Genomic DNA, 14751 nt, shown 5'->3' with positions numbered 1-14751 from the left:
CATGTTGAAACGACGGAGCTGGATCCGGATGTGCGGCGCAGGTACGGCCGCAGTGCTGGCCCTTGCGCTGGTCGGTTGCCAGACGGTGCCGCAGGCGCCGGCCAAGGCGCCGGGGCTGACCGAAGAACAGCAGCAGTTGCTGCGCAGCCAAGGTTTTGCGCAGGCAGACCAGGGCTGGGAGCTGCAGATGTCGGGCAAGCTGCTGTTCGGCTTTGATTCGGCCGAAGTCGGCGCCCAGGCGCGCACCAAGGTGCTGGAGCTGGGCCGTGCCCTCAAGGGCGTGGGCATCGAGCGGCTGCGCGTGGAAGGCCATACGGACGATCGCGGCAGCGATGCCTACAACATGCGCCTGTCGCTGCGCCGCGCAGAGGCCGTGGCCGATGTGCTGGCCGAAGCTGGCCTGGCGCGCCAGGATATCGAGGTCAAGGGCCTGGGCCGCGCCATGCCCGTGGTGCCCAGCGATGCAGCGGAGAACCGCCGCGTGGCCATCGTCGTGCCCTTGCAATAGCCGGAACCTGGCTGGAATCAGAGTCGGGGGGATTGGCGGAAAGCAGCAGGAGTCGAACCTACCCAGGAGCGGCTGACGCCCCTGACCGGGTTTGAAGCCCGGGCGCACCACCGGGTGCGTATGCTTTCCTTCTGGCTTGAAGCTCCCCCTGAGCGGCTTACGCCGCTTCCCCCTCTCTACCCGCTTCGCGGGGGAGGGGGACGACACCCTTGCGGCGGGGCGGCCCTTGCTCGGTGTCCCTCGCCTTGGGCCGCGCCGGTTGCTGATGCCGTGGTGAAGCAAAGCTCGCTATTGTAGCGGCGCCGTTTTTAGCCTTGGCTGGAATTGGCGGCCTCTTTGCCGGAAGTCCACTGCACATCGGGGCGCAGCAGGTGGGCGTCGCGCAGGCGGCGGGTGTAGCCGATGCGGTCGAAGAATTCGAGGATCTGGATGGCGCGTTTGCGGCCCAGGCCGGTGGCGTCGCGGAAGGCGTGGGCCTGGATTTCGGCGTTGGGGGTGGAGGAGGCCAGCTCGCGGACCAGGGCCGCGAGTTCGTCCATGCGGGCTGCCGTGTAGAACAGGTCCTTGGTGACTTGGAACAATTGGCCCTGGCGTGCGAGCTTGCGCAGCAGCTGGCGCACGGTTTCCTCGCCGGTGGCGCTGTCACGGGCCAGGTCGCGCACCCAGGGCGGGTCGTAGCGGCCGGCCTCGATGGCGGGCAGCAGTTTCTGGGCGATCTGCTTTTCACTGTCCGACAGCTGCACGCTGTGGCCGGGCAGGTGCAGCCAGGCGCCGCTGGCGGCCAGGCTGCCGTCCTGCAGCAGGGCTTGCAGCAGGCCTTTCCACAGCGCGTCATGCCCTGCATGCACCAGGCCCGACAGTGCCATGCGGCGCAGGCGTGCGGCGTTCACGCCGGGCTCGTCGGGGCTTTTGTCGTGGAAGCGCGCCATGCTGTCCAGCACCTGGTTGCGCAGCTGCTGCAAGCGTGCCTCGCCCAGCAGCAGCGTATCGCCCTCGGCAAGGGGGAGGCGGTGCAGGCGGGCATCCGTGGCCACCGATGCGCGGCCCGTCAGGCGCATGAGCTGCGACATGGCAATGCCGTGCGCCGCGCCTTGCACCAGCGCGCTGGCATCCCCGGTGGCAATCAGCGATTCCAGCGCCTGCAGATAGGCCGTGCGCTCGGGGCTGCGGCGCTTGCGTGCGGGTGCAAAGGGGTCGATGACGCTGCCGCCGGCAATGGTGCGGCTGGCCTGGGCATTGCGCACGATGAGCCGGTCGCCGGGTTGGGCATGTACGGGCATGTCCAGCACCAGTTGGACGATGGCCTGTTCGCCCGGGCCCAGCGGCTGGTCCTGCAGCAGGGCCACGTGGGCCGTGCAGCGCGCCGTACCGATGTGCACATGCACAGGCGTCCATTGGGCCAGTGATGGCGCATCGGCCAGCAGTTGCAGGCGCACGTCGATCCGGTCGCTGGCCTGCAGCAGCCGGGCGTCGGCGATCCAGTCGCCGCGCGTGATGGCTTCCTTGGCAATGCCCGACAGGTTGAGCGCGCAGCGCTGGCCGGCCAGGCCCTGTTCGCTGGCCTGGTTCTGGGCATGCAGGCTGCGCACGCGCACCTCGGTGCCCGAGGCCGAGTGCACCAGCGTGTCGCCCACTTTCACCTGGCCGCCGAACACGGTGCCCGTGACCACGGTGCCCTGGCCAGGCAGCGTGAAGCTGCGGTCCACGGCCAGGCGGAACAGTCCGTCGCTGGCCCGCGCGGGAATGGACTGGGCGCGCGCCATGAGGTGCTCGCGCAACTGCGCCACGCCTGCGTCGTCAGGCAGGGCTGCCGCGGTAGGGAAGACCGGCGCGCCGGCCAGCGGCGTGGGCGCCAGCAGGGACTCGATCTCGGCGCGCACCTGCTGCAGCCGCTCGGGCGTGGCGCGGTCGGCCTTGGTCAGTGCCACGGTGGCTTCGCGCACGCCCAGCAGCTGCAGGATGTCCAGGTGCTCGCGCGTCTGCGGCATGACGCCGTCGTCGGCGGCCACCACCAGCAGGGCATGGTCTATGCCCACGGCGCCTGCGGCCATGGTGTGCACGAATTTCTCGTGGCCGGGCACGTCGATGATGCCCAGCACCTCGCCATTGGGCAGCGGCGTGTAGGCATAGCCCAGCTCGATGGAGATGCCGCGCGCCTTCTCTTCCTTGAGGCGGTCGGTGTCCACGCCCGTGAGCGCGCGCACCAGGGTGGTCTTGCCGTGGTCGATGTGGCCGGCGGTGCCGATGATCATGCGTTCGTCCTCAGGCGATGTGCAGCAGCGGCAGCTGTTCGGTGAAGGCAGGCTCGTCGGCCGCTTCCAGGCAGCGCAGGTCCAGCCACAGCGCGTCGTCATGCAGCCGGCCGATGACGGGGCGGGGCAGGCTGCGCAGGCCGGCCTCCAGCCGGGTGAGCTGGCGGCCGGCCTGGCGACCGTCGGCCGGATGCAGGCGCAGGCCCCAGCTGGGCAGGTTTTCCACGGGCAGGGCGCCGCTGCCGATCTGGCTGTTCATCTCGGCGGTTTCCACCACGTAGCGGCTGCCCAGCGCCTGCTGCACCAGCGGCTGCAGCGCCTGCGCGCGGGCCTGCATGTCGGCCTGGGGCCGCGTGAACAGGCGCAGCGTGGTCAGGCGCTCGGCCAGCTTTTCGGGGTGCAGGTACAGGCGCAGCGTGGGCTCCAGCGCGGCCAGGGTGAGTTTGCTCACGCGCAGTGCGCGCTTGAGCGGGTGTTTCTTGATGCGGGCGATCAGGTCCTTGCGGCCCACGATCAGGCCGGCCTGCGGTCCGCCCAGCAGCTTGTCGCCGCTGAAGGTGACGATGTCGGCGCCCGACTCGATGGTCTCGCGCACCGTGACCTCGTAGGGCAGGCCCCATTCGCGCAGATCGACCAGGGTGCCGCTGCCCAGGTCCACCACCATCTGCAGGCCGTGCGCATGGGCAATGGATGCCACCTCCGCGTCGCTCACGGCCTTGGTGAAGCCGGTGATGGCGTAGTTGCTGCAATGCACCTTCATGAGCAGGCCGGTGTGTTCGCCGACAGCGCCTTCGTAGTCGCGCGCATGGGTGCGGTTGGTGGTGCCCACCTCGACCAGAGTGGCGCCTGCGCGCGTCATCACGTCGGGAATACGGAAGGCGCCGCCGATCTCCACCAGCTCGCCGCGCGAGACGATGACTTCGCGCCCGGTCGCCAGCGTGGCCAGGGTCAGCAGCACGGCGGCGGCGTTGTTGTTGACGACGGTGCAGGCCTCGGCGCCCGTGAGTTCGCAGACGAGGGATTCGATCAGGTCGTCGCGGTCGCCACGGCCGCCGTCCTCCAGGTCGTACTCCAGGTTGGCCGGCGCCGTCATGGCTGCCACCACGGCGTCCACCGCCTCCTGCGGCAGCAGGGCGCGGCCCAGGTTGGTGTGCAGCACCGTGCCCGTGAGGTTGAAGACCGTGCGCAGCCGGGGCGCAAAGCGCCTCGCCAGGCGCAGGCCGGCCGCCTGCACCACCTCGGTGATGCCTGGCGCGCCTGCATCGGGCTCGCCGGACCGCAGCCGCTCCTGCGCATCGGCCCGCATCTGCGCCAGGGATTCGCGCACGGCCTGGGTGCAGGCATCGAGGCCGTGGCGCTCGCGCAGCGCGAGCATGTCGGCGCTCAGCAGCACCTTGTCCACGGCAGGCAGGCGCAGCGCGGACGGGGCAGGGGAGGCGGCAGAGGATGCGGCAGAGGGGGCGGCGGTATCGGTCATGGCGTGCGAAAGGGTCAGGCAGCAGGCGTGGCGGGGTCGATCAGCGCGTCGCCGGCCTCGTCCTGCTCCTCGGCAAAGGCCACGTAGAGCAGGGGATTGGCGCTGGCGCGCTGAAAGCGCGTCTCCTCGCCCATCAGCAGGTCCAGCATCAGCGAGGCCAGGTCGTCGGCCAGTGGCTCGGCCATCGGGTCCTTTTCCTGGTTGACAACCTTGCGGTAGCTGCCGCATTCCTCGCAGGTCTCGGCCAGCACGGTATCGCCTGCGCCATCGATGCCCTGGTACTCGACGCCCTTGGTCGACTCGCAGTGGGAGCACTTGACGCGCACCATGTGCCACTCCGTGCAGCAGGTGCCGCAGTGCAGGTAGCGGTGGCCCGCCGCCTTGCCGCCGATGCGCAGCACGCTGGCCACGGGCTCGCTGGCGCAGACGGGGCAGATCGAGGCGGGATCGGTATAGGGCACGTCGCGTGCGCTCAGGCCGCTGGCGCGCGTGGCAAACACCACCTGCAGCGCAGCCATCACAAAAGGCGCCATGCCCACGTGGCGGGCCGCCACTTCCTTTTGCAGCAGCCGCTGCGCGATCTCGTCACGCCCGGCCGTGTCCAGCGCGCGCAGCTCCTGCAGCAGCGGCTGCAGCGGCGCAGGCAGGCCATCGGCGCCCGACAGGGTATCGAGCATGCGGTCCAGCACACCGTGCCAAGCGGCATCGATATGGTCGGCGGCAGGCAGCAGCGGCATCGAATGCTCCTGCGCCCGCGCGATCAGCGCCGCATCGGGCTCGGCCAGCGTCAACTGCCCGGCCGCCTTGGCCTGCGCGTCCACGATCTGCGCCACAAACCGCAGGTAATCGGCAATCGGATTGCCCTCGGCCAGCTGCCGCAGCCGCGCCGCCCGCTCGACGAACAGCCCCGGCAACTGCGGCAGCAGCACGCGCGGAAAACTGGTGTGGTCCAGCGACTCGATATCGCCGGGTTGAAGAATGCGTTGCATTGGAATGTTCCAAAAAGACAATCGCCCAGCGTCCAGGGACGCCGGGCGGCTGGTGGCTTCAGGCGAAAGGCTAACACGGGGTTGCGCATTGTCCTTGGCCTATGAAACCGGCGTGCCCCAGAGCAGGGGCACCGAGGAAGGGCCGCCCCGCACCGAGGGTGCCGTCCCCCCCGCGAAGCGAGAGGGGGAAGCGGCGCAGCCGCTCAGGGGGCTCAGTCGTTGTCCCCGGTCATCTTGCGATACCACCCCCGGTGGTGCTGCTTGGCCCAGGCCCGCGTCACCGTGCCGTACAGCATGGCGCGGATGGTGCCCCGGGTCCAGATGGCCGCGTACACGTGCATGATGATCAGGCCGATCATCCACACGCCCGCAATGGCATGCACCACCGAGGCGGCGCGCACCACGTTGACGGGCAGCGTCCACCAGGCGCGCCACATGAGCGCGCCGGTCACGGTGATCGCCAGCATGCCGATGACCAGGCCCCAGAACAGCAGCTTCTGGCCGCCGTTGTACTTGCCCTGCTCGGGCATGTCGTGGTCGTCGCCGTCGATCATCTTGTTGACGTTCTTGAGCCACTCGATGTCGCGCGGCTCAACCACGTTCAGGCGCCAGAAGCGCAGCGCCATGATGATGAAGAACAGCGCCATCACCACCCCGATGTAGGGGTGCAGGATGCGCGTCCACGGCCCGCCGCCGAACAGCTGCGTGAGCGGGAAGAAGGCCGGGTGGAAGAACGCCAGGCCCGACAGCGCCAGCAGGATGAAGCAGATGCCGACCACCCAGTGGTTGGCACGCTCCGATGCGTTGTAGCGCACCAGGTCACGTGGATTGCGTTTCATCGGCGGGCCTCCTTTTCAGCGGCTTCCTGGTCCTTGCGGTCCATTTCGTCTTCCAGTTCCTTGGACACGTCGTTCGGGCCCTTGGTGATGTAGTGGAACAGGCTGCCGACGGCAGCTGCGCCCAGCGCGGCCATGGCCAGCGGCTTGGCAACGCCCTTCCACAGGGACACCATGGGGCTGATCTTCGGGTCGTCGGGCAGGCCCTTGTACAGCGAAGGCTTGTCCGCGTGATGCAGCACGTACATCACGTGGGTGCCGCCCACGCCTTGCGGGTCATACAGGCCCGCCTCGGCATAGCCGCGCCGCTTGAGGTCGCCGATGCGGTGCTCGGCCTGGTCCTTCATCGCCTCCTTGGTGCCAAACATGATGGCGCCCGTGGGGCAGGTCTTGACACAGGCAGGCTCGCGGCCGACGGCCACGCGGTCCGAGCACAGCGTGCACTTGTAGGCCTTGTGGTCCTTCTTGGAGATGCGCGGGATGTTGAACGGGCAGCCCGTGACGCAGTAGCCGCAGCCCACGCACTGGTCCTGCTGGAAGTCCACGATGCCGTTGCTGTACTGCACGATGGCGCCCGGCGAGGGGCAGGCCTTCAGGCAGCCCGGGTCCTCGCAGTGCATGCAGCCGTCCTTGCGGATCAGCCACTCCAGGTTGCCGGTCGCTTCGTTCTCGTACTCGGTAAAGCGCATGACGGTCCACGACTGATCGGTCAGATCGGTCGGGTTGTCATAGACGCCGGCTGCGCAGGTTCCGATTTCGTCGCGCAGGTCGTTCCACTCCATGCAGGCGGTCTGGCAGGCCTTGCACCCGATGCACTTGGAGACATCGATGAGCTTGGCCACCTCGCCGCTGTGCGTTTCGCGCGCACTGGGAGCAGGCGTCGTCGTGGCCGAGCGACGCTTGATATCGAGAGACATGGTTGATGACATCAGCTGCTCCTTAAACCTTTTCCACCTTCACGAGGAAGGTCTTGGATTCCGGGGTAAGGCTGTTGCCATCGCCCACCGATGCCGTCAGGTTGTTGGCCATGTAGCCCTTGCGGCCCGTCGACGAGAAGCCCCAGTGAATGGGCACGCCCACGTGGTGGATGGTCTTGCCATCGATCTTCATGGGCTTGATGCGCTTGGTCACCACGGCGGCTGCCTTGACGAAGCCGCGCTTGGAGCTGACCTTCACATGCTGGCCGGTCTCGATGCCCAGCTCCTTGGCCAGCGCCTCGCCGATTTCCACGAACTGCTCGGGCTGAACGATGTTGTTCAGCTGAACGTGCTTGGTCCAATAGTGGAAGTGCTCGGTCAGGCGGTACGTCGTGCCCACGTGCGGGAACTCGCTGGGCGAGCCCGCCGAATCCTTGACGGAGTCGAAGATCCGCGTGGCCGGGTTGATGACCGCCAGCTTGTTGTCGGGATACATGGGGTTGTATCCCAGCGGGTTGTCAAAGGCCTCGTAGTGGGTGGGGAACGGTCCCTCGTTCATGCCCTTGCGGGCGAAGAAGCGCGCCACGCCCTCGGGGTTCATGATGAACGGATCGGTGGTCTCCGGCGGCATGGTCGGCCCCATGTCGGGCACGTCGGCACCGCCCCAGGCCTTGCCGTTCCAGCGGATCAGCGTGCGCTTGGGATCGAACGGCTGGCCGTTGCGGTCGCAGGAGGCGCGGTTGTAGAGCACGCGGCGGTTGGCCGGCCAGGCCCAGGCCCAGTTCAGCGTGTTGCCTATGCCCGTGGGGTCGCTGTTGTCGCGCCGGGCCATCTGGTTGCCGGACGAGGTCCAGCAGCCTGCCCAGATCCAGCAGCCGCCCATCGTCGTGCCGTCGTCGCGCATCTCGCCGAAGCCGGCCAGCTGCTCGCCGGCCTTGCGGATGAGCTTGGTCGGGTCCTTGGGGTCGAACAGGTCCACCAGGGCGCGGCCGTTGTACTCCTTGGCGATCTCTTCCGAGGTCGGATGATCGGCATGGGCGTAGGGCCACCACAGCTTGGTGATCGGCTCGGGGAACTTGCCGCCGTCCTTCTCATAGGCCTGCTTCAGGCGCAGGTGCAGGGCCGACATGATGGCGATGTCGGTCTTGGCCTCGCCCGGAGGCTCGGCCGCCTTCCAGTGCCACTGCAGCACGCGCGAGGAGCTGACGACGGCGCCGTCTTCCTCGGCAAAGCAGGTCGTGGGCAGGCGGAACACCTCGGTCTGGATCGATGCCGGATCCACGTCGTTGAACTCGCCGTGGTTCTGCCAGAACTCCGATGTCTCGGTGACCAGCGGGTCCATGATCACCAGGAACTTCAGCTTCTTGAGGCCTTCGCGCACATTGTTGCTGTTCGCAAGGGCCGCCAGCGGGTTGAAGCCCTGGGCGATGTAGCCGTTGATCTTGCCCTGCGCCATCAGGTCGAACACCTGCAGCATGTCGTACTGCCTGTCCAGCTTGGGCAGGTAGTTGAAGGCCCAGTTGTTCTCGGCCGTGGCCGCCGGTCCCCACCAGGCCTTCATCAGGCTCACGTGGAACTTGGGCGTGTTCGACCAGTAGTTCATCTGGCCCGGGCGCATGGCCTTGGGCGTGCGCGCGTCGATGTACTTCTGGTAGTCCTGCTCGCCTTCGTTGGGCAGCGTCAGGTAGCCGGGCAGCGAGGCCGACAGGATGCCCAGGTCCGTCAGGCCCTGGATGTTGGAGTGCCCGCGCAGCGCGTTCATGCCGCCGCCGGCCACGCCGATATTGCCCAGCAGCAGCTGGACCATGGCGCCCGTGCGCAGGATCTGCGCGCCCGTGGTGTGCTGTGTCCAGCCCAGTGCGTACAGGATGGTCGCGACGCGACCCGGCACGGCGGTCGATGCCAGCTTCTCGCACACGTGCAGGAATTTTTCCTTGGGCGTGCCGCAGGCGCTCTCCACCTTCTCGGGCGTGTAGCTGGCGTAGTGGCGCTTGAGCCATTGGTACACGCAGCGCGGATGCTGCAGGCTGGCGTCCACCTTCACGTAGCCGTCGGCGTCGAGCTCATAGTCCCAGCTGGACTTGTCGTATTTGCGTGTCTGCGGGTCGTAGCCCGAGAAGATGCCTTCGTCGAACGCAAACTCCTCCTTCACGATGTACGAGAAGTCGGTGTAGTTCCTCACGTACTCGTGATGGATCTTGTCGTTCGTCAGCAGATAGTTGATCACGCCACCCAGGAACACGATGTCCGAGCCCGACCGGATGGGGGCGTAGAAATCGGCCACGGAGGCGGAACGGTTGAAGCGCGGATCGACCACCATGAAGTGCGCACCGTTGTGCTCCTTCGCTTCGGTCACCCACTTGAAACCGCAGGGATGTGCTTCAGCGGCATTGCCGCCCATGATCAGGATAACGTCCGCGTTCTTGATGTCGACCCAATGGTTCGTCATCGCTCCACGGCCAAACGTCGGGGCAAGACCTGCCACCGTCGGGCCGTGTCAGACACGTGCTTGGTTATCTAGTGCGAGCAGGCCCCAGGAACGGGCAACCTTGTGTGTGACGTAACCGGCTTCGTTGCTGGATGCCGAGGCGGCCAGCATGCCGGTGGTCAGCCAGCGGTTCACCGTCTGGCCCTTGTCGTTTTGCTCGACGAAGTTCGCGTCGCGATCGTCCTTGAGCAGCTTGGTGATGCGCGTCAGCGCCTCGTCCCAGGACATGCGCTTCCACTCGTTGGAGCCGGGGGCGCGGTACTCGGGGTACTTCAGGCGGTGCGGGCTATGGACGAAGTCCAGCAGCGAGGCGCCCTTGGGGCACAGCGTGCCGCGGTTGACGGGATGGTCCGGATCGCCCTCGACGTGGATCACCGACAGCTTGGCGTTCTTGGCGCCGTCGCTCAGCGAATACATCAGGATGCCGCAGCCTACCGAGCAGTAGGTACAGGTCTGGCGGGTGACCGTGGTGGCGGCCAGCTTGAACTGGCGCACTTCAGCCAGGGCGGCAGTGGGCGAGAAGCCCATCAACGCCAGGCTGGATCCGGCCAGAGTCGAACCAGTCACTTTCATGAACTGGCGTCTGGAGAATTGGACCATGTGGGGTACCTTCTAATAGAAATTGACGCTTGTAAGCAAATTCTACGAGTGCACCCCGGAATCAATCCGGGAAATAACCCTTAATCCTGAGTCGCCCTGTGCGGCATTCGCGCGCAAGCTCCACGCCAGGCCTTGCTGCGCGGGGCTTGCCGGGGCGCCACCCGGCGGGATCATCAGTTGAAATGATTATCTGAATTCAGGGCTTCGGACATTTTGTTTTATATCAATCCGCCATTCATTGAATGGATGAATGAGGTCGATGAATCCAGGCTATTGCGCGAATGCGATCCATTTGCACCCATTGAATGCCTGAAAATGGATTTCCGGCCCCCGTCCAGAGGGAGGGGCCGGAGCAGGCTCAGCGTGCCGGCGGGCGCGGATCGTGCGGTGCTTGCTTGAGGTCCATATCATCCGATGTCTGATATTCAGCATGCGCCAAACCTGCCTGGGCAAGTTGGCGGCGCTTTTCCTCATCCTGCACTTGCATGCGCGAGAACATGTCCCAGATCGCCATGAACAGGGCCGCAATCACGGGGCCTATCACAAAACCCGTCAGTCCGAAGAGGGCCATGCCGCCCAGCGTCGAGATCAGCACGATGTAGTCGGGCATCTTCGTGTCCTTGCCCACCAGCAAGGGGCGCAGCACGTTGTCCACCAAGCCGATCACCAGCACGCCGTAGGCGATCAGGATCAGGCCCTTGCCCATGGCACCGGTGGCCAGGAAGTAGATGGCCACCGGTGCCCAGATCAGGCCGGCGCCCACGGCGGGCAGCAGCGACAGGAAGGCCATCACCACGCCCCACAGCACGGGCCCCTGGATGCCCAGGATCCAGAAGATCAGCCCGCCCAGCGCGCCCTGGGCGGCCGCCACGGCCAGGTTCCCCTTGACGGTGGCGCGGATCACGGTGGTGAACTTGCTCGACAGCTCGGCCTTGTGGTCGGACTGCAGCGGAATGGCCATGCGGATGCGCTGTGTCAGGTCACGGCCGTCGCGCAGCAGGAAAAACAGCAGGTACAGCATCACGCAAAAGCCCACCAGAAACCCGAAGGTGTTCTGGCCTATGCCCAGCGCCTTGGTGGCCGCCAGCTTGGAGGCCTGCATGGCGATGCTGGACAGCTTGTCCTGCAGCTCGGCCAGCGAGCCCAGGTGCAACCTCTCCAGCCAGGGTGTGACCCAGGAGGGCAGGGCGTCCATGATCTGTTGCACATAGGTGCCCGCGTCCAGGTTGCCGCTGTTGACGCGCTCATAGATCAACGAGGCCTCGCGCACCAGCGAGGCGCCGATCAGCGCCAGCGGCAGGATGGCCACGACCAGGCACAGCAGCAGGGTGGACAGGGCGGCGAGATTGGTGCGCCGGGGCATGCGCGCCAGCAGGCGCCGGTGCAGCGGCGAGAACAGGATGGCCAGGGCGACGCCCCAGAAGATGGCCCCCATGAATTCCCAGAGCACGGCACCGAAGCCGATGGTCGCCGCGATCAGCAGCAGCATGAAAGTGCGTTTGTGTAAGGGCAGCAGGTTCATCTGTCGGTCCGTTCGGAAGATGCGCCAATGTACGCGACTGCGGGAACTCCCGGAGGGTCCAGGTAATCGCTTGGTAACTGCCCTGCTGCGATGTTTGAACGGTGGCACAATGGCGGTCGCAACCAGGCCCTTCCCCAGCCACAGTCGCATCCGCCAATCGGTACAGCCGTGTCGCGGAAGGTTCTACAAACCAGCTAATGCCTCCTTCAGGGAGGCGGAGGTCAGCGCAATATGAGCGATCAGACGTCGGTCTACCAAGCCTATCAAGGCAATACTTACCTCTTCGGCGGCAATGCCCCCTACGTCGAAGAAATGTACGAGAACTACCTGGCCAACCCCGGTAGCGTGCCGGATTCTTGGCGCGAGTACTTTGATGCACTGCAACATGTGCCCGCAGTCGACGGCACGGACTCCAAGGACGTTCCGCACCAGCCTGTCATCAACGCTTTTGCCGAGCGCGCCAAGCAAGGCGGCACCAAGGTGGTCGTGGCCTCCGGCGCCGACTCCGAGCTGGGCCGCAAGCGCACCGCCGTCCAGCAGCTGATCGCCGCCTACCGCAACGTCGGCGCACGCTGGGCCGATCTCGATCCCCTCAAGCGCACCGAGCGCCCCGAAATTCCCGAGCTGGAGCCGTCGTTCTACGGCTTCACCGATGCTGACCAGGAAACGGTGTTCAACACGAGCAACACCTTCTTCGGCAAGGAGAGCATGTCGCTGCGCGAGCTGATGAACGCGCTGCGCGAGACCTACTGCGGCACCCTGGGCACCGAGTACATGTATGCCACCGACCAGACGCAAAAGCGCTGGTGGCAGCAAAAGCTGGAAACCAGCCGTACCAAGCCCAGCTTTGACGCCAACCAGAAAAAGCGCATCCTCGACCGCCTGACGGCTGCCGAAGGCCTGGAACGCTACCTGCACACCAAGTACGTCGGCCAAAAGCGCTTCTCGCTGGAAGGTGGCGAAAGCTTCATCGTCGCCATGGACGAGCTGATCAACGCTGCCGGCCAGAAGGGCGTGCAGGAAGTCGTGATCGGCATGGCCCACCGCGGCCGCCTGAACGTGCTGGTCAACACCCTGGGCAAGATGCCCAAGGACCTGTTCGCCGAGTTCGATCACACTGCCCCCGAAGACCTGCCCTCGGGCGACGTGAAGTACCACCAGGGCTTCAGCTCCGATGTGTCCACCGCTGGCGGCCCTGTCCACCTGTCGCTGGCCTTCAATCCCTCGCACCTGGAAATCGTCAACCCCGTGGTCGAAGGCTCGGTGCGCTCGCGCATGGACCGCCGCGACGACCCGCACGGCAAGCAAGTGCTGCCCGTGCTGGTGCACGGCGATGCCGCCTTTGCCGGCCAGGGCGTGAACCAGGAAACCCTGGCGCTGGCCCAGACCCGTGGCTACACCACGGGCGGCACGGTGCACATCATCATCAACAACCAGATCGGCTTCACCACCTCCGATCCGCGCGATACCCGCTCCACGCTGTACTGCACCGACATCGTCAAGATGATCGAGTCGCCCGTGCTGCACGTGAACGGCGATGATCCGGAAGCCGTGGCACTGGCCGTGCAGCTGGCGCTGGAATTCCGCATGGAATTCTCCAAGGACGTGGTCGTGGACATCGTCTGCTTCCGCAAGCTGGGCCACAACGAGCAGGACACGCCTGCCCTGACCCAGCCGCTGATGTACAAGAAGATCGGCGCCCACCCCGGCACCCGCAAGCTGTACGCCGACAAGCTGGCCACGCAAGGCCTGGGCGAATCGCTGGGCGACGACATGGCCAAGGCCTACCGTGCCGCCATGGACGAAGGCCGCCACACCGTGGACCCGGTGCTGACGAACTTCAAGAGCAAGTACGCCGTGGACTGGAGCCCGTTCCTGGGCAAGACCTGGACCGACGCTGGCGACACCGCCATCCCGCTGACCGAATGGAAGCGCCTGGCCGAACGCATCACAACGATCCCCGAGACCGTGACCCCGCACGCGCTGGTCAAGAAGGTCTATGACGACCGCGCAGCCATGGGCCGCGGCGATGTCAACGTGGACTGGGGCATGGGCGAGCACATGGCCTTCGCATCGCTGGTCGCATCGGGCTACCCCGTGCGCCTGTCGGGCGAGGACTGCGGCCGTGGCACCTTCACCCACCGCCACTCGGTCATCCATGACCAAAAGCGTGAAAAGTGGAGCGAAGGCACCTACATCCCGCTGCAGAACGTTGCCGACAGCCAGGCTCCGTTCACCGTCATCGACTCCATCCTGTCCGAAGAGGCCGTGCTGGGCTTCGAGTACGGCTACGCGTCGAACGATCCCAACACCCTGGTGATCTGGGAAGCCCAGTTCGGCGACTTCGCCAACGGCGCCCAGGTGGTGATCGACCAGTTCATCGCCTCCGGTGAAGTCAAGTGGGGCCGCATCAACGGCCTGACGCTGATGCTGCCGCACGGCTATGAAGGCCAGGGCCCCGAGCACAGCTCGGCACGCCTGGAGCGCTTCATGCAGCTGGCCGCCGACGCCAACATGCAGATCGTGCAGCCCACCACGGCCAGCCAGATCTTCCACGTGCTGCGTCGCCAGATGGTGCGCCCGCTGCGCAAGCCGCTGGTCATCATGACGCCCAAGTCGCTGCTGCGTAACAAGGATGCGACCTCGCCGCTGTCCGAATTCACCAGCGGTGGTTTCCAGACCGTGATCCCCGAGCAGGACGAAGCCGTCGTGAAGAACGCGGCCAAGGTCAAGCGCGTGATCGCATGCTCGGGCAAGGTCTACTACGACCTGGTCAAGAAGCGCGCCGAGAAGGAAAGCAAGGACGTCGCCATCATCCGCGTCGAACAGCTGTACCCCTTCCCGCACAAGGCTTTCGCCGCTGAACTCAAGAAGTTCGGCAACGCCACCGAGATCGTCTGGTGCCAGGACGAGCCGCAGAACCAGGGCGCCTGGTTCTTCGTGCAGCACTACATCCACGAGAACATGCTCGATGGCCAGAAGCTGGGCTACTCCGGCCGCGCTGCCTCGGCATCGCCCGCCGTGGGTTACGCACACCTGCACCAGGAGCAGCAAAAGGCCCTGGTGGAAGGCGCGTTCTCCAAGCTCAAGGGTTTTGTCCTGAACAAGTAAGGCAGCCCCCACCCGCTACGTATCAGTACAGAACACTTTTGGAAAGAATCA

9 protein-coding genes and 1 tRNA gene are annotated in these 14751 nt (G+C 66.0%); 2 read left to right on the top strand and 8 right to left on the bottom strand.

Annotated elements, in window-relative coordinates:
• Position 1 precedes the first annotated feature (1 nt).
• Complete coding sequence (locus tag LGR64_RS12775) at positions 2-508, top strand: OmpA family protein (protein WP_141836095.1); 507 nt, start codon at positions 2-4, stop codon at positions 506-508.
• A 33-nt stretch (positions 509-541) separates the two neighbouring features.
• Here LGR64_RS12775 and LGR64_RS12770 read toward each other — a convergent pair.
• From LGR64_RS12770 to LGR64_RS12735, 8 genes are all read right to left on the bottom strand, one after another.
• Positions 542-637, bottom strand: a tRNA-Sec gene (locus LGR64_RS12770).
• A gap of 179 nt (positions 638-816) precedes the next feature.
• Positions 817-2760, bottom strand: coding sequence for a selenocysteine-specific translation elongation factor (gene selB, locus LGR64_RS12765; RefSeq protein WP_230355646.1), 1944 nt, complete (start codon positions 2758-2760; stop codon positions 817-819).
• Between the two features lie 10 nt (positions 2761-2770).
• A complete protein-coding gene (gene selA, locus LGR64_RS12760; RefSeq protein ID WP_141836101.1) occupies positions 2771-4237 on the bottom strand; it encodes an L-seryl-tRNA(Sec) selenium transferase in 1467 nt (488 codons plus the stop codon).
• 14 nt (positions 4238-4251) lie between these two features.
• Positions 4252-5226 (bottom strand): formate dehydrogenase accessory protein FdhE, encoded by a 975-nt coding sequence (gene fdhE, locus LGR64_RS12755; RefSeq protein WP_141836105.1) that lies wholly within the window; start codon positions 5224-5226, stop codon positions 4252-4254.
• A gap of 212 nt (positions 5227-5438) precedes the next feature.
• Complete coding sequence (locus LGR64_RS12750; protein WP_012205324.1) at positions 5439-6065, bottom strand: formate dehydrogenase subunit gamma; 627 nt, start codon at positions 6063-6065, stop codon at positions 5439-5441.
• Positions 6062-6991, bottom strand: a complete 930-nt coding sequence (fdxH, locus tag LGR64_RS12745) for a formate dehydrogenase subunit beta (protein ID WP_012205325.1) — start codon at positions 6989-6991, stop codon at positions 6062-6064. Before fdxH ends, LGR64_RS12750 begins: the two co-directional genes overlap by 4 nt.
• A 10-nt stretch (positions 6992-7001) precedes the next feature.
• Complete coding sequence (fdnG, locus tag LGR64_RS12740; protein WP_080518199.1) at positions 7002-10067, bottom strand: formate dehydrogenase-N subunit alpha; 3066 nt, start codon at positions 10065-10067, stop codon at positions 7002-7004.
• 358 nt (positions 10068-10425) lie between these two features.
• Entirely contained in the window at positions 10426-11589 is a 1164-nt protein-coding gene (locus LGR64_RS12735; protein ID WP_088164917.1) for an AI-2E family transporter, read from the bottom strand.
• A gap of 231 nt (positions 11590-11820) precedes the next feature.
• Here LGR64_RS12735 and LGR64_RS12730 point away from each other — a divergent pair, with 231 nt between their 5' ends.
• Positions 11821-14700, top strand: coding sequence for a 2-oxoglutarate dehydrogenase E1 component (locus LGR64_RS12730; RefSeq protein ID WP_034393004.1), 2880 nt, complete (start codon positions 11821-11823; stop codon positions 14698-14700).
• Positions 14701-14751: the final 51 nt, after the last annotated feature.

This window comes from Delftia sp. Lp-1 (assembly GCF_020523835.1).
Taxonomy (GTDB): Bacteria; Pseudomonadota; Gammaproteobacteria; order Burkholderiales; family Burkholderiaceae_C; genus Comamonas; species Comamonas acidovorans.
The sequence above is the reverse complement of the archived record's forward strand: the minus strand, read 5'-3'. Positions and strand labels throughout refer to the sequence as shown.